Origin of the sequence: uncultured Sphingomonas sp. (assembly GCF_964021865.1) — a bacterium.
Lineage (GTDB): Bacteria > Pseudomonadota > Alphaproteobacteria > Sphingomonadales > Sphingomonadaceae > Sphingomonas.
Map to the genome: position 1 here is coordinate 1 of NZ_CAXIAM010000003.1, position 25,424 is coordinate 25,424.

Genomic DNA, 25,424 nt, shown 5'->3' on the forward strand with positions numbered 1-25,424 from the left:
GAGCATCGGTCTCCAAAACCGAGGGCCGTGGGTTCGAGTCCCTCCACTCCTGCCAGTATTCATTTGTAAGGAACGGACCCAATACGCAGCTTGCGTGTTATGCTGCATAGCGCCATAGCGCGATTTGGGTTTTAGTCACCTAAAGGGAGTTCATCACATGCGTTCGATCCTCGCCGGCGCCGCCGCGCTCAGCCTCATCGCTACCCCGGCGCTTGCCGCGACCAGCAACCCGGCCGCCAGCCTGTCGGTCGCGCAGTCGCGCGCCGCGACGCCGTCGGCCAAGAAGAGCGAGCTGGCCGGTGCCGGCCTGTTCGGCGTCATCATTGCCGCCGGCATTGCCGCGATTGGCGTGATCGCGATCGTCAACGACAACGACGACGATTCCGACAGCAACTGATCGGACGCGCACGCCGCCCATGGCGGCGGCGTGCGGTGATCTTGCGAAGGGGTCGGGCGCATGGCGCGCCCGGCCCTTTTTCGTGCGCGTCGCCAGCGGTTGGGCCACGCCCCTGCCCCGCTTGCCTTTTGCCGCGCACGATCCTATGTCCCATGCCACATCCGACAGCGCGGACGGCTTGCCAACCGCTTCCCGGTCTCGGACCGGGCAGCGGTAGCGATCCTATGCCGGGACTTCATTTACAGGCTCAACCGGGCCGGGCTCAACGAGGGCGCAGTTTCGTGGCGAAGACGACCCCGATCGAATTCATCCGTCAGGTGCGGACCGAGACCGCGAAGGTCGTGTGGCCGACCGGGCGCGAGACGGTGATGACCGGCGTGATGGTCGTCATCATGACGACGGTGCTCGCGCTGTTCTTCCTCTCGGTCGATTCGATCTTCAACGCCGTCGTGAAGGCGTTGCTGAGCCTGGCGCAGTAAGGACGGAATTACAGACGATGGCGCGCTGGTACATCATCCACGCCTACTCGGGCTTCGAGGGCAAGGTCCGCGATTCGATCATGGCGGAGGCCACGCGCATGGGCCTCGAGCAGCTGGTCGAGCAGATCGAGGTGCCGACCGAAACGGTCACCGAGGCGCGCCGCGGCAAGAAGATCGCGGTCGAGCGCAAGTTCATGCCGGGCTACGTGCTCGCCAAGCTGGCGATGAACGACGACGTCTATCACCTCGTCAAGAACACGCCCAAGGTCACCGGATTCCTGGGTTCGTCGGGCAAGCCGCAGCCGATCTCGGATGCCGAGGCGGCGCGGATGCTCAACTCGAAGGAAGAGGCGGCCGCCGCACCGAAGACCAAGGTCAAGGTCGATTACGAGATCGGCGATGCGGTGAAGGTGCTGGAAGGCCCGTTCGCCAGCTTCAACGGCACCGTCGAGGAACTCGACTTCGACAAGTCGAAGGTCAAGGTGTCGGTCAGCATCTTCGGCCGCGCGACGCCGGTCGAACTCGACTTCGAACAGGTCGAGCGCAGCAAGTAATCCTTAAGCTCGCCCCGGACGTGATCCGGGGCCTTGTCATGGCGCTCATGGCAGAGCAAGGACGCCGCTACGCTCCCGCGCGCGCGCCGGCAGCCCCCGCCTCGTCGCGCCACGGCGCGTCCACCACATGCGGCGCAAGATCGACGCGTTTGCGTTGCTGGCGCACCTCGAGCCCGGGCGTGAACAGCATCGTCTGCGAGCGACGGAACTGCGCCGGCGTCATGCCGACGAATTGCCGGAACTCGCGATTGAGATGCGACGCATCGTAGAAGCGCAGCTCCGCCAGCTCGTCCGCGGTCGGCACCGCCAGCCCGCGCATCACCGCGGCCATGTCCAGAAAACGGCTGCGGCGCAGCACCGTCTTGGGCAAATGCCCGAAATGCGCGCGCACCGTCCGGTCGAGCCGCCGGCCCGACATGCCGAACTCCGCGGCGATATCGGCGACCGGGCGGACCGGATCGATACGCGCGATCCGCTCGAACGCGGCGCTGACCGGATCGGTCGGGGTCGCGCGCACGATCACGCGTTCGAGCACCACCTGCTCCATCCGCGCGAACGTCTGTTCGTGATCATAGACGTCCTCGGTCGCCCAGCGCAGCGACGCGCCCCAGTCGCCGCCGATCGGGACGAGCCGGTCGGCCATCCGGTCGGCCGGATCGTCGCAGAACGAAAACCAGGCGCCCGGCCGGATCATGAACCCCGCGGCGACGATGGGGCCGCGGCAACGCACCGAGAATCGCCGCTCCTGCGCACCGAACAGCATCGGGCCTTCATAGCCGACCCAGTGATCGTCGATCAGCGTCTCCCACGACCCGATCAGCGGGACGCGGACATAGGCGTTCTCGTGCAGCAGGAAGTCGTCGAGCAGCGCATCGTCGGGCCGTTCGATGATCGTCACGAAGAAGCGCGCGATATGATCGGCCAGCGCCGCGGCCGGGGTGCGACTCAGCGACAGCGGCGCGCCGCCGAGAGATGCACCAGTCCGCGGAATCGCCCCGTTCATGGTTCGTCGCTACGACAACCAATAGCCGTCGAGCAACGGCAGCTGCCCTAGATTAATGAATGTTAGGTCAAATCGATGCGGCGGCGTGTCATGGAAGTGACAGGGTGGTTGCGCTTCGTGCCCCGATCCGCTAACGACGCACGCTTCCCTGTCATCAAAGACCTGGAACGTGCGGGAGGGTGTCGCCACGGCGGTGCCCGGACGAACCGCTAGACTTGAACCGGGCGCAGCGGAAGCGACGCGCCCCGTAACAGAGTGAGACGCATGGCAAAGAAGATCACAGGCTATATCAAGCTGCAGGTCCCGGCCGGTTCCGCCAACCCGTCGCCGCCGATCGGTCCGGCGCTGGGTCAGCGCGGCGTGAACATCATGGAATTCTGCAAGGCATTCAACGCACAGACGGCGGAGATGGAAAAGGGTTCGCCCCTCCCCACCGTCATCACCGTCTATGCCGACCGTTCCTTCTCGTTCGTGACGAAGACGCCGCCGGCGACCTTCCTCATCAAGAAGGCGGCGAACCTGAAGTCGGGCTCGAAGGAGCCGGGCAAGGTGTCGGCGGGCAAGATCAAGCGGTCGCAGCTGGTCGAGGTCGCGCAGGCGAAGATGAAGGATCTGAACGCCAACGACATCGAGGCAGCGACCAAGATCATCGAAGGCTCGGCCCGCGCGATGGGCCTCGAAGTGGTGGAGGGCTGAGATCATGGCGAAGCTGACCAAGAAGCAGAAGGCCGTCACGATCGATCGTGAGAAGCTGCACGGTGTCGACGAGGCGATCGCGCTGGCGAAGTCGGGGGCGACCTCGAAGTTCGACGAGACGATCGAAGTCGCGCTGAACCTGGGCGTCGATCCGCGTCACGCCGACCAGATGGTCCGTGGCGTCGTCACGCTGCCGGCCGGTACCGGCAAGACGGTGCGCGTCGGCGTGTTCGCGCGCGGCGCGAAGGCCGACGAGGCGCGCGCCGCCGGTGCGGATGTCGTCGGTGCCGAGGACCTGATGGAGACCATCCAGGGCGGCACCATCGACTTCGATCGCTGCATCGCGACCCCGGACATGATGGGCGTCGTCGGCCGTCTCGGCAAGGTGCTGGGCCCGAAGGGCCTGATGCCGAACCCGAAGCTGGGCACGGTGACCATGAACGTCGCGGAAGCCGTCAAGGCGGCCAAGGGCGGTCAGGTCGAGTATCGCGTCGAGAAGGCGGGCATCATTCACTCGGGCATCGGCAAGGCGTCGTTCGCGCAGGAAGACCTGCGTCGCAACTTCGATGCGCTGGTCGATGCGGTGGTGAAGGCCAAGCCGTCGGGCGCGAAGGGCAAGTATGTCCGCAAGGTCGCCGTCAGCTCGACGATGGGCCCGGGCATCAAGGTCGACACCGCGGAGGTCGCGGGGGCGTAAGCCGCCCGCGACGGCCGAGGTCGTCAGGAAAAAGCCGGCGTACTCGCGAGAGTGCGCCGGCTTTTTCGTGTCTGTTTTGGACACAGGCTGGTCGGAGCATGGGGCGACCGGATCGACGAAGGCCACAGACCCGCGAGACGTCGCCTCACCCGCGATGATCGTGTGTCGGGACAGAGAAGAAATTCCCCTCTTCCCAACCCTCCACCCGCCGCAACCCCATCGACAACCCTGCCGCCGCCCGGCACTCTCCTCTGCCCTACGGAGAGGATCATGCCGCACTACGGCGACTATCAGAACGCGATCTATTTCGCGGGCCTGTCGGGGATCGTGCCCGAATGGCCCGTCGATCATACCGGGCTGCGCGCGCGCGCGGAGGCGCATTGGCCGCCGTCGGTGCGCGATTACGTGCAGGGCGGGTGCGGCGACGAATATACGCAGGCCGTCAACGCCACCGCCTTTTCGCATTGGGGCATGGTACCGCGGATGATGGTCGACACCACGACGCGCGACCTGTCGACGCGCTTGTTCGGTCGTGCGCTCCCCTCGCCGCTGTTCATGGCCCCGATCGGCGTCAACGGCATCTGCACCGACGACGGGCATGGCGATCTCGCCGCGGCGCGGGCGTCCGCGGAAACGGGAGTGCCGTTCTGCGCCTCGACGCTTGCCAACGATCCGCTCGAAGACGTCCGCGCGGCATGCGGCGACACGCCGGCGCTGTTCCAGCTCTATACGTCGCGCAACACCGATGTCGCGGCCAGCATCGTCGCGCGTGCCGAGACGGCGGGCTACGCGGCGCTGGTCGTGACGCTCGACACCTGGGTGACCGGGTGGCGGCCGCGCGACCTCAACACCGGGAATTTCCCGCAATTGCGCGGGCATGTGCTCGCCAATTACTTCAGCGACCCGGCCTTCCGCGCGCTGCTCCCGCGCCCGCCGGAGGACGATCCGCAGGCCGCGATCGCGACCTGGGCGGCGACGTTCGGGCGGGTGCTGACGTGGGACGACATGGCGTGGCTGCGCTCGCTGACCCGCTTGCCGATCGTCCTCAAGGGCATTTGCCACCCCGACGACGCACGCCGCGCGATCGATCTGGGCGTCGACGGCGTCTATGTTTCCAATCACGGGGGCCGACAGGCGAACGGCGGGATCGCTGCGATCGACCTGTTGCCTGCGATTGCCGCGGCAGTGGACGGGCGGGTGCCGGTCTTGTTCGACAGCGGGGTGCGTTCGGGCACCGATTTGGTGAAGGCGGTCGCGTTGGGGGCCGATGTCGTCGGCCTTGGGCGCCCCTATTGCTACGGATTGGCGCTGGGCGGCGCGGCGGGGTGCGCGCATGTGCTGAAATGTGTGCTGGCGGAAGCCGATCTGTTGATGGCGGTGAACGGCTGGCCGACACTCGCCGCCGTGCGGGCCGCGGGGGCGATCCGCATGTGAATGCCGCTGTCCTACATCCTCCAACATCTGCGACCCCGACCGGGTAACGCAGGTAAGGAACACATGATGCAGGAATTGGTGGAGCAGACGATCGACGCGCACGGCCGCCGCGGCACCGGCGGCGGGCGGCGCGTGACCGTCAACCGCCGCGAATCGCCGCTGGCATGGCTCGCCGCGCGGAAACTGGTGAACGCGCGCCAGAACGAGGCGGGCGAGCGGTTGCAGGCCGATCACGAGCGCGCCGCGCTGGGGGCGGCGGTGACGATGCGCTGGACGCCGCGCGTCGACGGCGGCACCGGCGAGCGGCTGGAGCCGGCAGCGGCGCAACTCGCTGCCAAGCGCCGCTTCGACGCGGCGATCGGCGTGGTCGGCCCCGGCCTGTCCGACGTGCTGTGGCGCGTGGTCTGCGCGGGCGACTCGCTGCCCGAGAGCGAACGCGCGCTCGGCTGGCCGACGCGCAGCGGGCGATTGGTGCTGACGCTCGCGCTCGATCGGCTCGCCGACCACTATCGCCTGCCCTGACCTACTTGCCGCCGGGCGCGCGCGTCAGCAGATAGGGCGGATGGAAATACGCTTCATCAAATGCCACGGCTCGGGCAACGACTTCCCGCTGGTCGACGGGCGCACGCTGACGCTGGCCGAGCCGGACTGGGCGCGGCTCGCGCGCGCACTGGCCGACCGTTCCGGGCCGGTGGGGGGCGACGGGCTGCTGGTGCTGACCGCCGGCGACGCGCACGCGCCGTTCGGGATGCGGATGTTCAACAGCGACGGATCGGAGGCGGAAACCTGCCTCAACGGCCTGCGCTGCGTCGCGCGCGCCGGGTTCGAGGCGCTGGGGATCGGCCGCGCCACCGCGCGGCTGAAGACCAGCCATGCGACGGTCGCGCACGCCGCGCCTCTCGCCGAATCGGTCTATACCGTCGAGGAGACCGCCGGGCCGGCAACGCTCGATCTCGCCCGCTGGCCGCTGACCGGCGCGGGCGAGCGGCTGATCGACGCGCCGCTCGCGACTTTGCCGGGCCACCGGCGCTTCACCGCGGTGGCGATGCCCAACCCCCATCTGGTGACGTTCGTCGAGACGATCGACGAAGCCGAGCTGGTCGCGATCGGCGACATCTGCGAAGCGGCGCCCAAATGGCTGCCGCATCGCGCCAACGTCTCGTTCGTCGCGGTGCGCGACCCCGACACACTGTTCGTGCGCACCTTCGAGCGCGGGGTCGGGCTGACCGACAGCTGCGGCAGCGCGATGGCCGCGTCCACCTACGCCGCCTGCCTGACCGGGCGGATCGCCTACGACCATTACGTCACGGTGCTCAACCGCGGCGGGCTGGTGCGTGCGCGCGCCACCGCGGCGGCGATGGTGACGCTGCACGGCAATGCGACATGGGAGTGGGAAGGCGTGGTCGAGGTCGATCTGGCGCAGGCCCGCGCGGGCGACCTGCGCGTGCTGCGCCATTACGACGACGAGATCGCCGCCTGGGCGCGGGTGGCCGATGCGGCGCGGTGATCGAAAGCAGATCGCGGTTCCAACCCACCGATCGTCATGGCTTCGCTACCCTCGCAATGACGGGTCACGATGACGTCATTACGCTCTGACTTCCCCACGCCCGCGACGACGGGTCACGGGTCGGCGCGCGCCACCTGGTTCTTGCCGCGATTTTTCGCCGCATAGAGCGCGAGATCGGCGGCGGTCAGCGCGTCCTCGCGCGCGGCGGTGGCGACGCCGGCGGAGAAGGTGATCTGGCCGATCGGCGCGCCGCTGTCCTGATGCACCAGCGAGCGCTGCGACAGCCGCTCGCGTACCTCGTCGAGCGCCGCGACCGCCTGATCGATCGACATCCCCTTGAAGAGCAGCGCGAATTCCTCGCCGCCATAGCGCGCCACCAGCACATCGCGGGGCAGGCCGGCGCGCACGAAGGCGGCCACGAATTTGAGCACCCGGTCGCCGGCCGGATGGCCGAAGCGATCGTTGACCTGTTTGAAATCGTCGATGTCGATCAGCGCGACGACCGACGCGGCGTCCTCGCCGGTTTCGCGCAGCCGCTGTTCGAAGCTGCGGCGGTTCGGCAGCCCGGTCAGGTGATCGTGCTCGGCCGCCCGACGCGCACGATTCAGCTCCGCGCGCAACGCGTCCGCCTCTTCGCGGGCGTGATGCAACTGCCCCTCGACCAGCCGCGCCGCGTTGACCGCCGCCTCGGTCAAGCCGATGATCCGCTTGATCGTCGCCTGCGGATCGCTGCTCAACCGTCCCGCCTCGACATGGAGCGCGTTGCCGAACGTCTCCGCACTACCGCGCGACTCGCCGACTGCGGCCAGACAGTCGCCGATCCGCGCCTCCAGCGCGTCGGCGATCCGGCTGAGCGCGCCGGCCTGCGCCTCGTCGTTGCGCGCCGCGATCCGCGCGATGCTGGCGTCGCTCAACCCCTGCCCGCTGCGCAATTGTTCGGCGACCGCCTCGCCTGTTCCCGGATCCTCGCCCGAGACATAGGCGTGCAGCACGCCATAGGCGCACGGCGACGGGGTGAGCGCGTGCGAGAAGATCAGCGTGCCGATGTCGTCGAACAGCCGGCGCAGCACGGTGGTGCGCTGTTGCGCGATGCTCGCCGATGCGCGCGCCGGCGGCGCCTCGTCCTCGGCGCCGAACCAGCCCAGCACGCGACGACGGCGCCGCGCCGCCACGGGGATCGAGGACGACGCGCTCACGACAGGACTCCCTTCGCTGTGGAGGATGACGGGACGGCGGATTCGAGCGACGACCACCGCCCATCGAGGATGTCGGCCTCGATCGTGCCCCAGCGCTCGCCGAACCAGCGTTGCCCGCATTCGGCACGGTGGATCGGATCGGCCTCGATGGTCGCGATCAGGTCGATCGGCGCGATGAAGCGCTGCGCCGGAATATCGTAGAAGACGCGCACGCGCGGCTGGGTGGGTTCGCGGTCGTTGCCCTCGATCACCAACGCCAGCCGGCTCGATTGCAACCGCACCAGTCCGCCGACCGGGTGGATGCCGATGCTTTCGATGAAGCGGTCGAGCAGATCGATATCGAAATGGCCGGTCCACGACCGCATCCGCGACAGCGCCTCGCTGGGCGACCACGGGCGCTTGTAGGGCCGCTGCGACGTGATCGCGTCATAGACGTCGCAGATCGAACTCATTCGCGCCGCCAGCGACAGTTGCTCGCCGGTCAGCCCCTTGGGATAGCCGCGCCCGTCGTAGCGTTCGTGATGGTGGAGGCAAACGTCGAGCACCACCTCGGGCACCGGCGGCCCGGCGCTCAGCAGCGCATGGCCTTTTTCCGGATGATGCCGCAGCACCGCCATTTCCGGCGGCTCAAGCTTGCCGGGCTTGTCGAGCAGCGCCTTGGGCACCGCCATCTTGCCGATATCGTGGAGCAACCCGGCGAGCCCGAGGACGCTGACCTCCTCCTCCGGCAGCTTGAGGGTCCGCGCGAAATGGATCAGCAGCGCCGCGACGGCGATCGAATGAACGTAGGTATATTCGTCCTTGGTCTTCAGCCGCGTGACGTTGAGCATCGCGACGGCGTCGCGGGTGACCGATTCGACGATCTGTTCGGCGACCGGGACCAAAGCGGTGACGTTCATCGCCTTGCCCAGCCTTACCTCGTCGAGCATCGCCTGCACCACGACCTTCGAGGCGTCGACGACCGCTTGCGCACGCCGTTCGGCGGATGCCGCTCCACGGCGGCGACGGCGCAGCTGCTGCGGGGATTCCGGGTCGGGCAGCGCGATGTCTCCGGCGACAACATCGAGGTCGACCGGCACCGGCGAGGCCGACGCCGCGACCGGACCGATCCCCTTCGACAGATCGATCTCGATCTCGGCGATTCCCGCGTCGCGCAGCTTTTCGAGTTCGGCAGGCTTCGTCAGGACGAACTGACGCCGCCAGAACGGGCTGGCGATCCATCCGCCTGCCACGGCGTGCACGAACATGCCGAGCCGCGCATCCTCCGTCTTGATCGTTACGAGCACCGCTATCCACGCCCCCCTGCCGGCATGTCTTTGCAGCCAATGTGATTAAGGACCGGTGTGGAAGATCAAGAATTCAGATCAATGTCGCGGCGCTCCCGGTCGTGGCGGGCAGTCGGTCGCCCTGCCGGATACCCGCCCAGGTACGCCACATTTCGTTCGAACGAAGACCAAGGTTCACCCTCGCCGAAGCGCGTGGTGCCGGCGGGGATGCGACGTGGAGGTCAGGCGACCTGCGGCAGCGGACGGTGCGGCGACGAAGCCGGCGGCCCGGGGATGGTGGAAGGGGCTGCTGCCGGTGAATGCTCATGAAACCCTCTGAAATACGTTGTTTTCTGTTGTTGTTATGTTCCCGGTGCCCCCTACGGTGCCCCCAGGATTGTTTCGCTCAGGCAGCTTGAAGGCGCTCATCCAGCCACTTCGACACATCGGCTTCCCACCAGCCGACCGAGCGCGCGGTGAGTCGGATCTGCTTCGGAAACTCCCCTGCCTCGACCATCCGGTAGATCGACGTGCGGCTGAGCCCGATCGTGGCGATCACGTCCTTGATCCGGAGGAAGCGGCCGTGATCAGCCGGGCAGCCGTCACGCTTCGCCTGTGCAAGCGTGCGAGGTGTCTGACGGGTCATGATGCGAGCGCCTCCTCGCGCTCATTCTGCTGATGCTCAGCGACCGCTGCGGTGATCCGCTTGACGGCGGTCGCGAAGTACGCGGGATCCTTCTCGATCCCGGTGAAGCGCTTGCCCGCGCGGATCGCGGCGACGCCGGTGGAGCCGGTTCCCATGAAGGGATCGCAGACGCTGTCGCCGGCGGCGTTCGTCACGATCTTCGACATGAGCGCGTCAGGCTTTGTCGTTGGGTGATCAAAGCGTGCCGCGCCGCGCGGCGACGAGATCCTGCTGACCCGCAGCAGATCCGCCATCCGGCCGGCTGGATGATACTCGCGGTTCCAGGCGTGGACGTAGAACTCGGCGTCGGGGCGATAATGCTTGTTCGCAACCGGCTGGGGGTTCGTCTTCTGCCAGACGCACACGGCGTGCCGGTGGAATTGCCCGCTCACCCGGCCGAGCAGCTCGGCCAGCTGGTCGTTGTGCACGAAGACGATCGCCGCGCCGCAGAGCAGCGGGTTGACGATCCCCATGTCGAAGCCGCGATGCAGGTTTTCCGCCAGCAGCCGATCCATGTTCGGCCGGCGAGCCCGGTAGCTGCCGCCGCCTTCGGCGCGGAACAGGTACGGCGGGTCGAGGACGTCGGCGTCGTGGAAGCCGGCGCGCGCACGCAGCTCGTAGGCGTTGCCATGATAGAGCGTCGCCGTCCCGATCTGGACCGGCCGCGTCATCGCAGAGGCCGATCGCAGCGGCCGCGGCAACCGCACATGCCGCGCGCCGAGGGCCATACTTTCGATTTCAGCAGGATCAGCTGCACTGCAGTTACGGTGCCGCGCCGATGCATCTCGAGATCTATGACTTCCGCTTCGCAGGCCATCGAAGCCAGCAGGTAGGCTTGGCCAAGATCGCGATCGCTCATCCTCGAGATCACGACGCTACCTCGTAATTGGTGATGTCGGCCGGGTGGCCGGTGAGCGACCAGCGGCAGCCGAAGCGGCCGTCGGCCGGCCAATTGTGCGTCGGATCACCAGCGCGTTCGCTGCGCAGGCGCACGTTGACCCGCTTGCCGATCGCCTCTTCAGGCAGGTGTCCCGGGTTGGCCTTCATGCCGGCACCCCGTCGTGCGTAACGCCATCAAGGAGCCGGCCGGCGCGCTTCTTGCCGACGAAGCCGTAGCGATCGCCTTCAAAGAGGAACGACTTGGATCCACGCCGCTCTCGAAGGGCCAGCGACAGGGCCTCCTCATCACTGCTCGCACCAACCGGCGCCCACTCACCCCATTGCTTGAACAGGAACGGCACGCCGGCACCGGCACACTGATCGCGCAGGCTGCGCACCCAAGTGAAGTGCATCGGGCGGGCGTCGCGGCCGCTTTCGCCGCCGACGATAACCCAGTCGACCCTTGCGACAGGCTCATGGTCTTCGGCAAAATAGTAGCCGACACCGCGCCCGCCGGCTGACGTGAGCGCCTGATATCCGGTCAAGCCGTTCAGGGGACCACCCGGCTCTGCCGCGTTCCTGATCGTCTTCAAATCCACCGGCCCTAGCAACGGCTCCATCGACAGGAACCGCCGCGCGGCCGGTGTGGCGAGCAGCTTGGGGATGTCCCGATCGGCCTCGACCTGGTTGACGATCGTCGCGCCCAGCCAGACGTTCGGCGGCACCTGGTCGCCGAACATCGCCTTCAGCATCGCCGCGGCGTTGCCGATCCGCTTGGTGAGCAGCAGCCAGTCGAGATCGGGCGTCTTCAGGATCAGGATCGCGAGATCCGCGCGCCATTGCGCATCCACCGCATTGTCGAAGACGTCGGCCAGGCTGGCGCAGAACACGCGCTGCCGCCGACCGGTCAGGTCGGCGAACGCGGCGGCGTCAGCCTGCCAGCGGAGCGGGGTCTGCCAGTTGGCGACCGACGTGCGTCGGCGCGGGGCGCCCGGGCCGAAGTTGACGGACACGCCGCCGGCGAAGCGCGCGTTGCGCGCCTCGGCGTAGCAGTGGTCGCAGCCGGGGCTGACCTTCTGGCAACCCTCCCAAGGGTTGAAGGTGTGGTCGGCCCACTCGATCGCGGTTTGCTGGACCATCAGCGCGGCCCCTGCAGGAACAGAGCCCCGGTCGGTTGGACGGCGCCCGTCTCATATTCGGCGGCGATCGGCGCGGCGATGCGCTCGTGAACGGTTTCACCATTCGACAGCACGACGTTGGCGAGGAACGCCTGCTCGAAGGTTTCGACGCCGCTGTCGACTGCCTCGAGCTTGGCCTTGATGACCAGCAGCAGCGCGCGGCCGCGTTGGCGATGCCACTGCGCCTTGACCTTGGCGGGATCCTGCCGAGGGCCGGTCAGCTTGTCGATCTGCTCGGCGCTGAGATAGTCGACGCGGAAGCGAAGCATCCGATCGGCCATCGTGAACTGGATGGTGAACCGCTCGCGCTGGCCCACCTGCGCGATCTGATCGGCACCCGCCTTCTTAAGCAGCCCGACGATCTCGGCGACCGAGCGCTCGAACGGGACGTCGGTCTCTTTTGCATAGGGCATCAGAGCAGCACTCCCTCAACAGGCGCGGCCGAGGCACGCGCGGCGTCGCGTTCCGCGCGCCAGCTCTCGAAAGCCGTCGCGTGCTTCGCGCAGAGATCCTTGTCGGGCGCCGGCGACGTCGCGCAGCGCGTGCAGACCGGCGCGTCACATGTCCCGCTGCGCCTGGTCGGCACTTTCCAGTCGCAGAGCAGGGTTGCCGGCTGCCCGCACGCGCAGCGCTGACGCCGGCGCGAGGTGCAGACGATCGCCGAGCCTCCGCCCGGCAGCGAGACGTGCTGGCAGGGCATCAGAGCGCCTCCGCCCTATTGGCTTCGATCCGGTCGCCGTTTCGCTGCTCACCGAACAGGTTGCCGCGCACGAAGGTGTCGGCGTGCCGCGAACACCAGTCGTCCAACATCGTCTGTAGCTCGGCGTCGGCCGCTGCAATCTTGTCTGCGGGCCCTTTCCGATCGGGTTCGCTGTGGTCGAAGTCGAAATAATCGTTGTCTTCGAGGTATTGCGCTTCGATCAGGGCAGAGGCGGAAAAGCTGACCGGGTCGGGATGCTTGGCTTCAATGACGTACCCGCCGTCACCATCGAGCGCGGCGACCGCCTCCTCCCGGGTCGCAAACGGGCCGTTGGTGTACCACTCATCGTTGGCACCGGACCACCATTGCCATGCATCCGCGGCGGGCGCGGTGACGTGCGCTTCTGAGCCTGCCGTCATCACAGCATCCCCAGCGCTTGCATGTAGACCTCGAGGATCGACTGCTCTTCCTGGAACTCCTCCCGCTTCTTCTTGCGAATCTGGAGGATCTTGCGGATCGCCTTCGCGTCGTATCCGCGGCTTTTTGCCTCGGCCATGACGTCCTTGATGTCGTCGGCGATGCCCTTCTTCTCTTCCTCGAGCCGCTCGGCGCGCTCGATCAGCAGGCGCAGCTCGTCGGCCGCGACCGACCCGCCGCCCATGCCCTCGCCACGTTCCTCGGCCATCACAGACCTCCGAACATGACGGCGACGCTCGGCCAGCCGAGCAGCCAGTGGCCGGCCTGGATGAACGGCAGCGGCAGGACGAAGCCGCAGATCACCTGCGCCGACACCATGTCGAGCGGGCTCAATCGAGCGAGCCGGCGGCGAAGCCGCATGAGGTTGATTGCTGGCGGGGCATCGCGCCGGCGGCGCTGGGGGGTGGCACGAAGGACGAGAGGCATCAGCGGTCTCCGAAGATCAGCTCGCGCAGCACGGCGAGGATGACGAGGATGGTGAGGATGACGACGGCGATCGCGACGCGCGGGTTGTCGACGAGGCAAAGGGACAGCAGGGCGAGGCCGAGCGTCAGGCCGCAGAAGGCGAGCGGGATCTTCAGATCGCCGCGGGTCCCGCGCGACTTGGTCACAACCCGGACCGCTCACAGCGCGTGCACAGGTGGGACGAGGCCCAGCTGCAGGCGCGGCCGCTTGTGGAGCAGGAGCAGCGATCGAAGTCACTGCAACCACAGCGGCGGCACACCGACGGGTGACGCTCGATCGGATCGTCGGCGAGCTGCCGGTAAACCGTGACGTCGAGCGGCACGACGCGGCCGATGCGCGCGATCACCGCGTCGTCGCGCGCCGAAGCGCCCGGCGACTCCAGCCGCATGATCAGGCGCCGGGCCTGTTCTGCGCGGCGCTCGCTCGAAGTGAGCCGCGAAACCAGCTGCTCGATCGTGAGGCCAGCGGCCTCGCGGCGCAAACGGAGGTATTCCCAGGCGCGGAGCGGGCTAAGGGCGGTCGCGGTCTGAGCCGGTCGGAAGTGGGAGGCGTTGAACATTCTCAAGGTCGGTCGCTCCGGGCAGCAGAAGGCCGCTCCCGGAAGCGCAGGCGACCGAGGCGGTTGGGTCAGGTTGAAGTCGTCGGAAGCTCGGTGGCGGATCAGCCGTCCGGTACGGAGGGCGCATCCCGCGCCCGGGCGAGCGCCTGGCGGACAGTGGCGATCGATTCGGCGGTCGCGTCGTCAGCCTGTTCCAGCTCGCGCAGCGCTGTTTCGAGCACTTCGCGATCGGCGCCGGGTTGCGCCGCGGCGACGAGTGCGGCTGTCGCCTCGCCCGCTTCCTTCGCGTGGCGCATGGTGACCGCGCCGATCGCGGCGGCGTCTGCGAACCGCTCAGAGGCCATCGCCTCGATAAGCCGCCCGTATGTCTCGAAAATTGGGAAGCCCAACCCGCCCGCCTCGCGGTAGTGCAGGTCGAGCTTGATGGCGTCCTCGATCGTCAGGCGTTCGCGGCGATCGGGATCGCTCAGCGCGCGGAGGTAGTCCGCCCCGCGCTGGGTCACCTGAGCCGCGATCTCGATCCCGATCTCGCCCAGCACGCGGAACAACGCGTTCTCGACGGTGATCGGTGCGCGCACCTTCGTCATGCGGCTGCTCCGAAAAGGGGCGCCGATCGTTGCTGACGACCGGCGCCGAGGTTCGCAATGGTGACGACGCAGACTGCAACAACACCGCGGGGAGGAAGCGGCGAACGACCGGTCTGCGAGCGGTCGATGGGGGAAGCAGTTGAGAGTTGGTGGGACATCAGAGCGACACCTGACCGTCGAGCGACGTGTCCTCGCGTGGGTAGATGTCGGGACGCAGGTCGTGCCGACTGATGTTTGTCGCCGCCTCAAGAGTCAGAACATGCTCGGCTGGGAGCACCTTCCCTTCGTCAAGCCACTTCCACACGGCGGCCTGAGAAACCTTCAGAATGCGCGCGGTAGCCGACTGGCCGCCGGCTCGTTCGACTGCGCTGCGAAGGGCGGCAGGGGCTACATCAACCGTCATAACTGTCAGCTACAACGCGCGCTGTAGCGAGTCAACAGTCATTCGTCCCTTGGGCGCTATTACTTTAGCTGTAGGGTCGAGCCGTGATTGTTCCTGAACGCATCTCCTCGCTGTTGTCGGAGCGTGGGATCTCCCAGGCTGAATTAGCGCGCCGCGTCGGTGTGGCGCAGCAGACGATCCACAAGCTGGTATCCGGCGGGGCTCGTGGTTCGTCGCATCTGCACCGGATTGCACGTGAGCTAGGCACTACTGCCGATTACCTGACGGGCGAGACCAACGACCCGTCAGAGGGGGCGGCCCTCTCTCAATCACCAAAGGAAATCGCCGAGCAGCTCGGCTTGGTTGGTATTGAGCAAATCGATCTGGCCTACGGGCTGGGCGCAACGTTCGCAGATGGCCCGATCGGTGCCGAGCTGATGCACTTCCCGAGGCAGTGGGTCGACGCGATCACGTCTTCGCCGCCAGCGTTGCTCACCTGGACGCGCGGCCGGGGCGATTCGATGTTCCCCACCATCAACGACGGCGACCTGATCCTGCTCGATCGATCGCAGCGGCGTGTGACGGAGCAGGATGCGCTCTGGGCGTTTACGGTGGGCGACCTGGCCGCCATCAAGCGGCTGCGCATCAAGGGCGATCGGGTGGTGATCCTTTCCGATAATCCGGCGGTACCACCCGATGAGGAGCCGATCGACGAGGTGAACATCGTTGCGCGCGTTGCCTTCGTCGGGCGTAAGATTTGACAGCCGAGTACCGGGTGACCGTCTTCGGCCAGCCTCGTGGCGAATGGCGTCCATTGCCTCAGCTCGCGTTCGACGACGCGATCGCCTTGGGTTTGGCCTCTTACGACGATGAGCGTCGCGAGCATTACCTTGCGGTGCCGGTGGAGATCGAGAAGCGAGAGATCGGGCGGTGAAGGAGCTGACGCTCGCCATCGTCGGTATCGATCACCTTAACGAGGACAAGGCACGTACCAACCGGCGATCGGAGCTGCTGCTTCTGACGCCGGGTGTGGAGATGGAGCTGCGGCTCGAACCTCGTAATCGAGCAGATCCGCACGCCGTCGCCGTCCACAGCCCGAGCGGCCTTCAGGTCGGATACCTCACCGCGGAGCGCGCGCCCTGGATCGGGGCGAAGATCCGTAACGGCGAAATCGTCGTTGCGATATTCCAAGGGCTCGTGGGAGGCGCTGGCTATCTGAGAGTCGCATTCGGAGGCGGCAAACCCACTCTGCCTGTGGTCCGACCAGACGCGGACGCAGTCGATCAGCAGTACACCGCCGCGGCAAACGAGACAGGTTTTTGGCCAGATCCAGACGGCCCGGAATGGGGGGCCTGAAGACATGCATGCGCAGGGGGGAATGAAGAGGATGCGTCAGCTAAACGTCGCAATATTGATCGTCGGCGTCACGATTACGGCTGCTGCGGCAGCCAGCGGACCTGTGAACATGTGGTTTTACGGGCCACCCTCGGAGGCATCAGATAAAATCGCGCTCTCCTGCGCCGATAGGGAAGCAACAGTTGTTGAGCAGGACGACCGTCACGTTCTGTGCCAACGGGAAAATTCAGGCATTGCTGCACGATATCTGTTTAGCGGGCGTGGCGGCACTGCGCCCATGTTGAATGTCCGATTTTCTCTCCTGAAAGATGGACCGGATACACGCATACAGGTCAGCCAATGGATGGAGGTTCAGAGCGCCTCCGGCCAGGCGCGCCGGTCTGAATTGGATGATGCCAAGCACGACACCGCGATGCGGGAGGTGCTGCATGCCATCGGCGCACATGACTTTCCTTCTACCGCAGCCGATGATTCGACGGTGCAGGAGCCGAAGCCCCCAAGCTGAGAGGGCGATCGTCATCGTCTCGTTCTTCACCTTTGGCCGCTATCTGCTTGTCCGAGCAACGCGGCAGCCACCGCATGACGGCAGGGTGCGGGTATCGGCCGGGTACCGGCGCCATTTAGCGCGTCCAGACGCCAGCATTTCCGCGGAGTCGTGATGACCGAGGCGGAGGCGTTCTCCGCCTCAATCCAACCCGCCTCACTTTCATTTCATCGAGAATCTCGCTATGTTCCGGCTATGGGCGCGCCGACAGCATTGACATTCGAAGGCGCCCGTCCCGCGAGCCGCCGTGACGAAGCGTATGACTTTATCCGCGCGTACATCGTCCGGCATGGCCACAGCCCCTCGATGGACGACGTGCGGATCGCGCTCGGCGTGAGTAAGACACGCGCGAAGGCGTTGGTGCATCAGCTCGCGGTCGCCAAGATGATCGAGCGCGTGCCGGGTGCGCAGCGCGGGATCAGCATTCCCGGCTTGGTTCGCGAGCTAGTCCTCGAGGAGCTGCGCCGGGAGGGTTTCGTCGTGAACAAGGACGCGGAAACCGGCGGGCCGTGCCCACAAGGTCATCTGCCGCTGATCGCGATCTTGGAGCATGTCCCTAGCATCGTAGCCGGGGACCATCATGACCAACCAGAACACGGCGGCGCTGCCCGCCTTTAGCGCAGACGAGCGCGAGCAGCAGCGGATCACCCACCTGGTGCTGGGCGCGCCGCGCCCGCGCCGCAAGATCACCGCCAAGCGGAAGAAGACGAAGGCACCGATCGTGCTGCTCGCTCCCGGGATCGAGGAGCGCGTCCAGCTGCGCGAGGCGTGGTCGCACAAGCAGGGCACACCCGAGACGCACGCCTATGTCGCGGCGATCGCCAAGCTCGACGGCTCGCTGGGCCGCCTTCAGCGATCCGGCGCGATCGACGCGCACCAGGCGGCGGCGGCCGAGCTGATCGTCGCAGCACATGAGCGTATTACTGCCGACGTGGCGGTGCGGACGGCGAAGCTCGAGCCGCGCGGATCCGGCGGCGGTGCGAACGCTGCTTCGGCCGAGCGGATCGCGGCCGTGATCCTCGAGCGGCGCTACACCGAGTGGCGAGACCGTGTCGGGCCGTTCGCCGCCATGATGCTGGCGATCATCGTCGACGGGATGACACTCGGCGCGGCAGCGCGGCGCTGGCGCATGTCCGATCGCCGAGCGCGAGCACTCCTGGTCGACGCGCTCAACCAGTGGGGCCGCGCCCGTTGACGATTGGGGTGACCTTGTGGGCAGTGTCCCCAAGGTCACGTCGTAAATCGGTCGTGAGACCGGCACAAACGACCCCGCCATAACTGCGCCCGAAGCCCGCTGCTCACCCGAGCGAGCGGGCTTTTTCGTGGAGGTGTCCAGATGCCCTTGCCCCCGGCTCCCGACACCGCCGCGTCAAAGCCGCGCGCGGTCCCTGGTGTCACGCCGCGCCCGAACGTAGCAGATCAGCTCGAACGCCTAACCTCGCGCTTCGACGAGCTGACCTACCGGGCGCGGCTGGCAACCACGCAAGCTGACTTCGACGACATCGACGAGCTGGTCCTGACCTTCTGTCGGGATCTGCGCGGGGTCGTGCGATCGCCGGCGCCGAAAGCGCCGCCCCTCTACGTCACCCCATGCGGAACCGGAGCGCTGTTCTGATGAAGACCGACCAGATCCGCCTGCGCGACATTCTCGACGCAGGCCATCCCGACAGCGCGATCGTCGGCGTGCCGATCGGCACGCTGAAGGCGTTGGTCGCCGGCCAGCCGGCTGCGGCCGAGCTGGTCGCCACGCCCTATGTGGGCACGCTGCTGGGTGCCGCGGCGTGACCGACGCAACCGCCGCCCCGTTCGCGCTGCGCGCCAACGCCCCGCTCGAGAAGGCGACGCCGCTGCTCGAGCGCTTCGCACAGCTCGGATTCGAGATCGCTGCGGCCGAGACCGCGCGGAACAAGGCGATCGCCGACACCAACGCCATTGCCGACGCGATCATCGCGCCGCTGACGAAGGAGCGTGAGCGGCTGCGCGCATCGATCGAGCCGTGGTGGCGCAAGACGGGCTTCGCCCTGCTGCCCTCCAAGCGCAAGACGATGGAGCTGCTCGGCTGCATCATCGGTAGCAAGTCGGGACGTAGCAGCGTCATGGTGCCAGGTGGCGACGAGGAGGCCATCAAGGCGCTGAAGGCGTACCGCTGGGGCAAGGCGTTCGTGCGGGTCACCGAGTCGATCGACAAGGGCGCGGTACGCGCAGCGCTGAATGGCGCGAACGGTGACCGCCTCCGCGCGATGGGCTTCTACACGTCCACCCCGGGCGAGGAGTTCGTGCTCGAGACTGGCGAGCAGGACGGCACGATCGGCAAGGCTGCGGCCTAGTGCCGTGGCAGCCGCCGCAGCTCGGCGGCTCCAAGCCGAAGCGCAAGAAGTGGGCCCCGCCGATCGGCCAGCCCGATCGCCGCAAGCGTGGCCGGGCTGGCCAGCGCGATCGCGCGCAGGTGGTCGCCGAGGAGCCTCTGTGCCGCCTCTGCCTCAAGCGCAACGTCGAGAGCCCGACCGAGGAGGTCGACCACATCGTGCCGCTGAGCCGCGGTGGCAGCGACACCCGGGCGAACAAGCAAGGGCTCTGCTCACCCTGCCACCTGGCCAAGACCCGCGCCGAGGACGCCGCGAGACGGCGCGAGGCGGACCTCGCCCCCTGACCCCTGCCCCGCCGGCCGGCCGGCGGGAGGGGGAGGGTCGATCCCTCGAAGCCCGCCTGGCCGGACACCGCATCCCCGCCAAATTCTCACGCGGGCGAATTCAAAACCAAAATGATCCCTTTGGAGACGGCGCATGGCGAGCGGTGGTTCGCGCTCGGGCGCGGGACGAAAACGGAAGGATCCGGCGCTGGCGATGACGCCGGCCGAGCGCGCGAAGGTGCCCGCGCCGATCGGCGCCGGTGAGGCGATGGTGCCGCCGCTGCATCTGTCGAGCCTTGCCCGCCTGTTGTTCAACGAGATCACCGACCTGCTGGTCGCGCAGAATCGCGCCGAGCCGCAGTTCGTCCAGGTCGTCGCGCTACTCGCGATGCGGCTCGAGCAGATCCAGCGGTTCCAGGCCGTGCTCGAGATGACCGGCGACACCTGCACCAGCAAGACGGTGCGCAAGGTTGGCGGCGAGCAGGTGATCACCGAGATGATCCGCGCGCGGCCGGAGGTGGCGATGCTCTCTGATGCCATGCGCCAGGCGCAATCGCTGCTGGGCGAGCTGATGCTCAGCCCCTCAGCTGCCATGAAACTCGCCAGCGGCAAGCCGGAAGCGGCGGGCGAATTCGACGACTTCTAACCGGTGGCCACCGCACCGGGGCTGCCCGACCGCGACTATGCGGCCATCGCGCGGCAATATGCCGGCGACGTCGTCTCGGGGAAGATCCCGGCCGGCAAGCAGATCCGGCTGCAATGCCAGCGGTTCATAACCGAGCTGGTACGCAGCGCCGGCGACGACTTCCCTTATCGCTTCGACGAGGCGAAGGCGGCGCGGCCGTGCAAGTTCATCGAGCGGCTGCCGCATACCAAGGGGCCGTGGGCGAAGCAGAAGAAGCGGCTGGTGCTCGAGCCGTGGCAGATCTGGAACCTGTGCGTCGTCTTCGGCTGGCTCCATAAGGCCGGGTCTCAGGAGGGCACCCGCCGGTTCCGGCGCTGGCTGCTGGTGGTGCCGCGCAAGAACGGCAAGTCGGCGATCGCGTCCGGCCTCGCGCTGTTCATGCTGTGCGCCGACGGCGAGTACGGGGCCGAAGTCTACTCGGGCGCGACCAACGAGAAGCAGGCGTGGGAGGTTTTCCGGCCGGCGCGCCTGATGGTGCAAAAGCTGCCGGCGCTGAAGACCCGATTCGGGATCGAGCTGCTCGCCAAGCAGCTGCACCGCCCCGACGACGGTTCGCGGATGGAGACGATCATCGGCGACCCGGGTGACGGGCAATCGCCGAGCTGCTCGATCCACGACGAATATCACGAGCACGCCGACGACGGTCAGGTCGACACGATGATCACGGGCATGGGTGCCCGCGACCAGCCGCTGCAGCTGCTCATCACCACCGCCGGCGAGAACCTGGCCGGGCCGTGTTACGCGATGATCCTCGAGCAGCGCGAGCGGCTCGCCGGCATCGGTCACAACGGCGGTCCGCCGGTCGAGGACGACACCTTCTTCGCCGAATATGCCATCGACGAAGACGACGATTGGCGCACCGAGGCAGCGCTGCGGAAGGCCAATCCCAACATCGGGATCTCGGTCGGGCTCGAATATCTGCTCGCACGCCAGCGCGACGCCGTTGCCACCCCGCGAAAGCGGGCGATCTTCAAGACCAAGCACCTCAACCTGTGGGTCGCGGCGAAGGCGGCCTATTTCGATATCGAGGCGTGGCGGCGGTGCGCTGATCCGCGGATCCCCGTCAAGATCCGCGAAGCGCTCGAGCTGGAATGGCTGCAGGGCCGGCGCGCGATCCTCAGCCTCGACCTCGCGTCCAAGGTCGATATCGCCGCGCTCGAGATCCTGATCCTCCCGCTCGGCGATCGGCCCACCAAGAAAGACCCGTTTATCCGCCTTGGCCGGTACTTCCTGCCGACCAAGGCCGTCGAGGACGTCAGCGCCTATCAGGGCTGGGACGAGCAGGAGCTGCTCGACGTCAACGAGGGCAACATCACCGATTTCGAAGAGATCGAGATCGCCATCGAGCAGCTGCGGCGGATCCTCGACGTCGAGGTCGTCGCCTACGATCCCGCCCAGGCGACGATGCTGATCAACCGCCTGGTCAAAGAAGGCGTGCCGGTCATCGAGGTCCGGCCGAACGTCCTCAACTTCTCGGATCCGATGAAGCAGCTCGATGCGTGGATGCGGGGCGAGCTGATCAGTCACGCCGGCTGCCCGGTCATGGAATGGCAGGTCGCCAACGTCGTCGCCCAGCTCGACGCCAAGGACAACGTCTATCCGCGCAAGCCGCGCATGGAAGCGAAGATCGACAATCCGGTCGCGCTGATCGCGGCCGTGTCCGTCGCGCTCACCAAGGAGGAAGAAACTATGGTCGCTTCCCCCTGGGATGATCCCGACTTCGACATGGTGGGCGAGGCGTGAGGCTCTGGCCCTTCGGCGGCGATCGCGAGCAGCGATCCTTCGAGCGCACCGACACCATTACCTCCGGCGCGACGTGGGACGAGTGGGCGCAGTTCCTCGGCATCACGAACAACGCGGCCGAGCTGCCGCCCGTTACCGTCGAGAGCGCCCTTGAGGTCCCGGCCGTCTTCGACGCCGTCAACTTCCTCGAGCGCATGATGGCGACGCTTCCGCTCCACTGCTTCCGCGATCGCGGTGGCAAGTCGGAGAAGATCGGCGGCGAGCTGCAGATGCTGCTCAACGAGGCGCCGAACGCGGAATGGACCAGCGCCAACTGGCGTCGGTATATGTGGCACGGCGTGTTCACCGGCGGCCGCGGCGTCAGCTACATCGAGCGCCAAGGCGGCAAGCCGGTCGCGATCTGGCCGATGGACCCGACCGCCACAACCGTCGTGCGCCGCGGCGGCCGCAAGTTCTACCGCTGCAACGGTCAGGAATATGCCGCGGCCGACGTGATCGACGTGTCGTTCGCGATCCGCCCCGACCAGCTCAGCGTCTATGGGCCGATCCACCTCGGTCGAAAGGCGATCGGGCTTGCGATCGCCATGAACAATTACGCGGCCGGCTTCTTCGCCGGCGGCGGTATCCCGCCGATGGCGCTCGAGGGGCCGCTGCCGCAGGGCGCGGACGGGCTGAAGCGCGCCACCGAGCAGATCCAGCGCGCAATCGAGCTGGCGCGCAAGGCCGGCCGCGCCTTCTTCGGCATGCCGCCCGGGCACGCACTGAAGCCGATCGGCACCGACCCCGACAAGGGGCAGATGACCGAGGCACGGCTGTTCCAGATTCAGGAGATCGCGCGCCTGTACGGGCTGCCGCCGGTATTCCTGCAGGATCTGTCGAAGGGGACCTTCTCCAACACGGAGCAGCAGGATCTGCAGCTGGTGAAGCACCTGGTGGTGCATTGGGCGGTTATCTTCGAGCAGGAGCTGAACCTCAAGCTGTTCGGCCAGCGCCGGCGTGCCCGCGAGGTGAAGCACAACCTCGATGGCCTGCAGCGCGGCGACTTCAAGAGCCGGATCGAGGGCCTCGCCCGCGCGATCAACACCGGCCAGCTGATGCCGGACGAGGCGCGCGCGCTCGAGAACCGGCCGCCGGACCCGAATGGCCAGGGCGGACGCCTCTACATTCAGGGCGCGACCGTGCCACTCGGTACCGTGCCCACCGCGAAGATCGGCCACAACGGCGGTCCGGCCCTCGACGACGATCAGCCCGCCGGCGACGGCGAAGCCAAGGACGATGACGATGCCAGCACCCCTGATTGACGGGCGCGAGACGCGCGCGATCCTGACGCCGCTCGAACTGCGCGCCGCGGATGACGGCACGGTGCGCACCGGGCACGGCTATGCCGCCCTCTTCGACACCTGGACCGATATCGGCGGCATGTGGCGCGAGCGGATCGCCCCGGGCGCGTTCACCAAGTCGCTCCAGGAGCGCGACGTGCTGGCGCTCCACAGCCATGACAGCGGTCGCGTCGTCGGTCGGCTCGGTGCCGGCACGCTGACGCTGCGCGAGGACAGCAAGGGTCTCGCCTTCGAGAACCCGTTGCCCGACACGAACGACGGTCGCGACCTGATCGTCCAGCTCGAGCGCGGCGACATCGCGGGCATGTCGATCGGCTTCGTGTCCGTCCGCTCGGAATGGGACGAGACCAAGGACGTGACCGAGCGCACGATCCTGGAGGCTCTGCTCTTCGAGATCACGTACACCGCCTATCCTGCATACCGCGACACCGAAGTCGCGCTGCGGAGCCTCGAACGTGTCCGCGACGAGCGCCGCGACCATAATCGGGTCGGCGCCGAAACTCGCATGGCGGCGCGCCGTGCGCGTCAGGCGCAGCTCGAGCGCCGCATCTAGTCACCGGGCCCAGCCCGAGGCGCCCGTCGACGCTTCAACTCGACGTTTCCCCCGAACCCCGGAGACAGAAATGGCTATTTTGCTGACCCAGCTGCACGAGCAGCGCGGGACCCTCGTCACGCAGGCTCGCGCCGCGCTCGGCGAGATCACCGACAACACCGACGCCGCCCGCACCGCAGAGCTGGAAGCACGACACGACACGATCATGGGCGAGCTGGATGCGCTCGACGCCTCGATCGCGCGCGAGGAGCGCATGGCGCGCGCCGAGCAGCGCGATCTCGAGCTGCGCGAGCAGCGCCGCCCGGGTGGCGGTAATCTCGAGGTCCGCGGCCACGACGGCGAGCGTCGCGACACGACCGAGGACGCCGAGCGCCTGCAGACCGAATATCGCGACGCCTTCTTCAGCATGCTTGCGGTCGGAGGCGACGTCTCGCAGCTCAGCAACGAGCAGCGCACGACGCTTCGCGGCGGTTATGTCGAGAACCGTGCCCAGACGGTTGGCACTCCGGCGGCCGGCGGCTTCACCGTCCCGCGCACGCTGGCCGGCGCGATCGTCGAAGTCATGCGCGATTGGGGACCCATGTACGACCCGACCGTGACCGACGAGATGGTCACCAGCTCGGGCAATCCCTATGACGTGCCGACCAACGACGACACGACCAAGGGGTCGGCTCCGCTCGCCGAGGCCGCCAACCTGACCGACGATGGCTCGGGCGACATGGCCTTCGGTAATGCGACGCTGAGCGCCTATGTCTTCGCGACGCCGTGGTTGCAGATCAGCTTCGAGCTGCTGCAGGATTCGGCGTTCAACCTCGAGCAATTCATCGCTCGGAAGCTCGGCGAGCGCCTGGGCCGCGGCGGCAATGCCAAGCTCACCGTTGGCAGCGGCGTGAACGAGCCGACCGGCATCCTGACGGCATCGCCGCGTGGCAAGCTGGCAGCGTCGGCCGCCGCGATCGCGGCAGACGAGCTGATCGACCTCCAGCACTCGGTCAATCAGGCGTATCGCCGCAGCCCGTATTGCCGCTGGCAGTTCGCCGACACCACGCTGGCGGTCATCCGCAAGCTGAAGGACGGCAACGGCAACTTCCTCTGGCAGCAGGGCGACGTGCGCCTGAACGCGCCCGACGTGTTGCTCGGCAAGCCGTACTCGGTCAACGACGATGTGCCGGCGATCGCCGCCGGCGCCCGAGCGGTGCTGTTCGGCGACCACAGCCGCTACACCGTCCGCAAGGTCGGGTCGCCGCTCATCGGTACCGTCCGCGAGCGGTTCTGGCCGAAGGTCGGGATGGCCGGGATCATCCGCTACGACGGCAAGCTGATCGACGCGAGCGCCGTGAAGCACCTGCAGCTGGCCGCCAACTAAGCGAACCGCGCGATGGGAGGCGGGTTGAAAGGCCCGCCTCTTCCGCAAGCCGCCGGCGCGCCGGCCGC

General features: G+C 67.3%; 38 protein-coding genes. 23 read left to right on the plus strand and 15 right to left on the minus strand.

The genetic code is table 11. The features are described 5' to 3' along the window. Positions 1-157: 157 nt before the first annotated feature. The 3 genes from AADI75_RS01205 (at position 158) to nusG (ending at position 1,430) form a co-directional block, all read left to right on the plus strand. A complete protein-coding gene (locus tag AADI75_RS01205; RefSeq protein ID WP_341207239.1) occupies positions 158-397 on the plus strand; it encodes a hypothetical protein in 240 nt (79 codons plus the stop codon). A gap of 281 nt (positions 398-678) precedes the next feature. Further along, a complete protein-coding gene (gene secE, locus AADI75_RS01210) occupies positions 679-876 on the plus strand; it encodes a preprotein translocase subunit SecE (RefSeq protein ID WP_184039926.1) in 198 nt (65 codons plus the stop codon). A gap of 17 nt (positions 877-893) precedes the next feature. Beyond that, positions 894-1,430, plus strand: coding sequence for a transcription termination/antitermination protein NusG (gene nusG, locus AADI75_RS01215; RefSeq protein ID WP_294198754.1), 537 nt, complete (start codon positions 894-896; stop codon positions 1,428-1,430). Positions 1,431-1,497: 67 nt separating this feature from the next. On the opposite strand, the gene AADI75_RS01220 is transcribed toward nusG, so the two are convergent. Next, the gene (locus AADI75_RS01220; RefSeq protein ID WP_341207240.1) at positions 1,498-2,433 is read right to left on the minus strand and encodes a helix-turn-helix domain-containing protein; all 936 of its coding nucleotides are present in this window, start codon (positions 2,431-2,433) and stop codon (positions 1,498-1,500) included. Positions 2,434-2,697: 264 nt separating this feature from the next. On the opposite strand from AADI75_RS01220, the gene rplK reads away from it, so the two are divergent. The 5 genes from rplK (at position 2,698) to dapF (ending at position 6,767) form a co-directional block, all read left to right on the plus strand. Next, positions 2,698-3,129 carry a 50S ribosomal protein L11 gene (rplK, locus tag AADI75_RS01225; protein ID WP_333916532.1) on the plus strand — a complete coding sequence of 144 codons (432 nt, stop codon included), beginning with the start codon at positions 2,698-2,700 and terminating at the stop codon, positions 3,127-3,129. A 4-nt stretch (positions 3,130-3,133) separates the two neighbouring features. Further along, positions 3,134-3,826, plus strand: a complete 693-nt coding sequence (gene rplA / locus AADI75_RS01230) for a 50S ribosomal protein L1 (RefSeq protein WP_341207241.1) — start codon at positions 3,134-3,136, stop codon at positions 3,824-3,826. Positions 3,827-4,096: 270 nt separating this feature from the next. Beyond that, positions 4,097-5,260, plus strand: a complete 1,164-nt coding sequence (locus AADI75_RS01235; RefSeq protein ID WP_341207242.1) for an alpha-hydroxy-acid oxidizing protein — start codon at positions 4,097-4,099, stop codon at positions 5,258-5,260. Positions 5,261-5,326: 66 nt separating this feature from the next. Continuing rightward, positions 5,327-5,782 carry a DUF6456 domain-containing protein gene (locus AADI75_RS01240; protein ID WP_341207243.1) on the plus strand — a complete coding sequence of 152 codons (456 nt, stop codon included), beginning with the start codon at positions 5,327-5,329 and terminating at the stop codon, positions 5,780-5,782. 40 nt (positions 5,783-5,822) lie between these two features. Next, complete coding sequence (gene dapF, locus AADI75_RS01245) at positions 5,823-6,767, plus strand: diaminopimelate epimerase (RefSeq protein WP_341207244.1); 945 nt, start codon at positions 5,823-5,825, stop codon at positions 6,765-6,767. A 113-nt stretch (positions 6,768-6,880) separates the two neighbouring features. Here dapF and AADI75_RS01250 read toward each other — a convergent pair whose 3' ends face one another. The 14 genes from AADI75_RS01250 to AADI75_RS01315 form a co-directional block, all read right to left on the minus strand. Continuing rightward, positions 6,881-7,963, minus strand: a complete 1,083-nt coding sequence (locus AADI75_RS01250; RefSeq protein ID WP_341207245.1) for a GGDEF domain-containing protein — start codon at positions 7,961-7,963, stop codon at positions 6,881-6,883. Continuing rightward, complete coding sequence (locus tag AADI75_RS01255) at positions 7,960-9,249, minus strand: HD-GYP domain-containing protein (RefSeq protein ID WP_341207246.1); 1,290 nt, start codon at positions 9,247-9,249, stop codon at positions 7,960-7,962. The genes AADI75_RS01250 and AADI75_RS01255 overlap by 4 nt, the downstream gene beginning before the upstream one ends. Positions 9,250-9,634: 385 nt before the next feature. After that, the gene (locus tag AADI75_RS01260) at positions 9,635-9,874 is read right to left on the minus strand and encodes an AlpA family phage regulatory protein (protein ID WP_341207247.1); all 240 of its coding nucleotides are present in this window, start codon (positions 9,872-9,874) and stop codon (positions 9,635-9,637) included. Continuing rightward, positions 9,871-10,641 (minus strand): site-specific DNA-methyltransferase, encoded by a 771-nt coding sequence (locus AADI75_RS01265; RefSeq protein ID WP_341207248.1) that lies wholly within the window; start codon positions 10,639-10,641, stop codon positions 9,871-9,873. Before AADI75_RS01265 ends, AADI75_RS01260 begins: the two co-directional genes overlap by 4 nt. 139 nt (positions 10,642-10,780) lie before the next feature. After that, complete coding sequence (locus AADI75_RS01270; RefSeq protein WP_341207249.1) at positions 10,781-10,960, minus strand: hypothetical protein; 180 nt, start codon at positions 10,958-10,960, stop codon at positions 10,781-10,783. Further along, positions 10,957-11,931, minus strand: a complete 975-nt coding sequence (locus tag AADI75_RS01275) for a phage Gp37/Gp68 family protein (RefSeq protein WP_341207250.1) — start codon at positions 11,929-11,931, stop codon at positions 10,957-10,959. Before AADI75_RS01275 ends, AADI75_RS01270 begins: the two co-directional genes overlap by 4 nt. Further along, the gene (locus AADI75_RS01280; protein WP_341207251.1) at positions 11,931-12,383 is read right to left on the minus strand and encodes a hypothetical protein; all 453 of its coding nucleotides are present in this window, start codon (positions 12,381-12,383) and stop codon (positions 11,931-11,933) included. The genes AADI75_RS01275 and AADI75_RS01280 overlap by 1 nt, the downstream gene beginning before the upstream one ends. Positions 12,384-12,669: 286 nt before the next feature. Further along, positions 12,670-13,089, minus strand: a complete 420-nt coding sequence (locus AADI75_RS01285) for a hypothetical protein (protein WP_341207252.1) — start codon at positions 13,087-13,089, stop codon at positions 12,670-12,672. After that, positions 13,089-13,355 (minus strand): DUF2312 domain-containing protein, encoded by a 267-nt coding sequence (locus AADI75_RS01290; RefSeq protein WP_341207253.1) that lies wholly within the window; start codon positions 13,353-13,355, stop codon positions 13,089-13,091. Before AADI75_RS01290 ends, AADI75_RS01285 begins: the two co-directional genes overlap by 1 nt. Further along, positions 13,355-13,507 (minus strand): hypothetical protein, encoded by a 153-nt coding sequence (locus AADI75_RS01295; RefSeq protein WP_341207254.1) that lies wholly within the window; start codon positions 13,505-13,507, stop codon positions 13,355-13,357. Before AADI75_RS01295 ends, AADI75_RS01290 begins: the two co-directional genes overlap by 1 nt. A gap of 65 nt (positions 13,508-13,572) precedes the next feature. Next, positions 13,573-13,758 (minus strand): hypothetical protein, encoded by a 186-nt coding sequence (locus AADI75_RS01300; protein ID WP_341207255.1) that lies wholly within the window; start codon positions 13,756-13,758, stop codon positions 13,573-13,575. Continuing rightward, on the minus strand, positions 13,755-14,171 hold the full coding sequence (locus tag AADI75_RS01305) for a hypothetical protein (protein WP_341207256.1): 417 nt from the start codon (positions 14,169-14,171) through the stop codon (positions 13,755-13,757). Before AADI75_RS01305 ends, AADI75_RS01300 begins: the two co-directional genes overlap by 4 nt. A 101-nt stretch (positions 14,172-14,272) precedes the next feature. Next, positions 14,273-14,758 carry a hypothetical protein gene (locus AADI75_RS01310; protein ID WP_341207257.1) on the minus strand — a complete coding sequence of 162 codons (486 nt, stop codon included), beginning with the start codon at positions 14,756-14,758 and terminating at the stop codon, positions 14,273-14,275. 157 nt (positions 14,759-14,915) lie between these two features. Next, positions 14,916-15,161, minus strand: a complete 246-nt coding sequence (locus tag AADI75_RS01315) for a YdaS family helix-turn-helix protein (protein ID WP_341207258.1) — start codon at positions 15,159-15,161, stop codon at positions 14,916-14,918. Between the two features lie 83 nt (positions 15,162-15,244). On the opposite strand from AADI75_RS01315, the gene AADI75_RS01320 reads away from it, so the two are divergent. The 15 genes from AADI75_RS01320 (at position 15,245) to AADI75_RS01390 (ending at position 25,356) form a co-directional block, all read left to right on the plus strand. Next, the gene (locus tag AADI75_RS01320; RefSeq protein ID WP_341207259.1) at positions 15,245-15,901 is read left to right on the plus strand and encodes a S24 family peptidase; all 657 of its coding nucleotides are present in this window, start codon (positions 15,245-15,247) and stop codon (positions 15,899-15,901) included. Between the two features lie 14 nt (positions 15,902-15,915). Next, complete coding sequence (locus tag AADI75_RS01325) at positions 15,916-16,074, plus strand: hypothetical protein (RefSeq protein ID WP_341207260.1); 159 nt, start codon at positions 15,916-15,918, stop codon at positions 16,072-16,074. Next, entirely contained in the window at positions 16,071-16,496 is a 426-nt protein-coding gene (locus AADI75_RS01330) for an HIRAN domain-containing protein (RefSeq protein WP_341207261.1), read from the plus strand. The genes AADI75_RS01325 and AADI75_RS01330 overlap by 4 nt, the downstream gene beginning before the upstream one ends. A 31-nt stretch (positions 16,497-16,527) precedes the next feature. Then, positions 16,528-17,001, plus strand: a complete 474-nt coding sequence (locus AADI75_RS01335; RefSeq protein ID WP_341207262.1) for a hypothetical protein — start codon at positions 16,528-16,530, stop codon at positions 16,999-17,001. A gap of 153 nt (positions 17,002-17,154) precedes the next feature. Further along, positions 17,155-17,658: a hypothetical protein gene (locus tag AADI75_RS01340; protein ID WP_341207263.1), complete on the plus strand. Its 504-nt coding sequence runs from the start codon at positions 17,155-17,157 to the stop codon at positions 17,656-17,658. Next, entirely contained in the window at positions 17,621-18,235 is a 615-nt protein-coding gene (locus tag AADI75_RS01345) for a hypothetical protein (RefSeq protein WP_341207264.1), read from the plus strand. Before AADI75_RS01340 ends, AADI75_RS01345 begins: the two co-directional genes overlap by 38 nt. A 141-nt stretch (positions 18,236-18,376) precedes the next feature. Further along, positions 18,377-18,655 carry a hypothetical protein gene (locus AADI75_RS01350; protein WP_341207265.1) on the plus strand — a complete coding sequence of 93 codons (279 nt, stop codon included), beginning with the start codon at positions 18,377-18,379 and terminating at the stop codon, positions 18,653-18,655. Further along, positions 18,655-18,825 carry a hypothetical protein gene (locus AADI75_RS01355; RefSeq protein ID WP_341207266.1) on the plus strand — a complete coding sequence of 57 codons (171 nt, stop codon included), beginning with the start codon at positions 18,655-18,657 and terminating at the stop codon, positions 18,823-18,825. The genes AADI75_RS01350 and AADI75_RS01355 overlap by 1 nt, the downstream gene beginning before the upstream one ends. Further along, positions 18,822-19,367 carry a host-nuclease inhibitor Gam family protein gene (locus tag AADI75_RS01360; protein WP_341207267.1) on the plus strand — a complete coding sequence of 182 codons (546 nt, stop codon included), beginning with the start codon at positions 18,822-18,824 and terminating at the stop codon, positions 19,365-19,367. Before AADI75_RS01355 ends, AADI75_RS01360 begins: the two co-directional genes overlap by 4 nt. Further along, positions 19,367-19,690 carry an HNH endonuclease signature motif containing protein gene (locus AADI75_RS01365; protein ID WP_341207268.1) on the plus strand — a complete coding sequence of 108 codons (324 nt, stop codon included), beginning with the start codon at positions 19,367-19,369 and terminating at the stop codon, positions 19,688-19,690. The genes AADI75_RS01360 and AADI75_RS01365 overlap by 1 nt, the downstream gene beginning before the upstream one ends. Before the next feature lie 193 nt (positions 19,691-19,883). Then, positions 19,884-20,315 (plus strand): P27 family phage terminase small subunit, encoded by a 432-nt coding sequence (locus tag AADI75_RS01370; RefSeq protein ID WP_341207269.1) that lies wholly within the window; start codon positions 19,884-19,886, stop codon positions 20,313-20,315. A gap of 3 nt (positions 20,316-20,318) precedes the next feature. Further along, positions 20,319-22,097, plus strand: coding sequence for a terminase TerL endonuclease subunit (locus tag AADI75_RS01375; RefSeq protein ID WP_341207270.1), 1,779 nt, complete (start codon positions 20,319-20,321; stop codon positions 22,095-22,097). Next, positions 22,094-23,398: a phage portal protein gene (locus tag AADI75_RS01380; protein ID WP_341207271.1), complete on the plus strand. Its 1,305-nt coding sequence runs from the start codon at positions 22,094-22,096 to the stop codon at positions 23,396-23,398. The genes AADI75_RS01375 and AADI75_RS01380 overlap by 4 nt, the downstream gene beginning before the upstream one ends. Continuing rightward, on the plus strand, positions 23,379-23,990 hold the full coding sequence (locus AADI75_RS01385; RefSeq protein WP_341207272.1) for an HK97 family phage prohead protease: 612 nt from the start codon (positions 23,379-23,381) through the stop codon (positions 23,988-23,990). Before AADI75_RS01380 ends, AADI75_RS01385 begins: the two co-directional genes overlap by 20 nt. 70 nt (positions 23,991-24,060) lie before the next feature. Continuing rightward, a complete protein-coding gene (locus AADI75_RS01390; RefSeq protein ID WP_341207273.1) occupies positions 24,061-25,356 on the plus strand; it encodes a phage major capsid protein in 1,296 nt (431 codons plus the stop codon). Positions 25,357-25,424 lie beyond the last annotated feature (68 nt).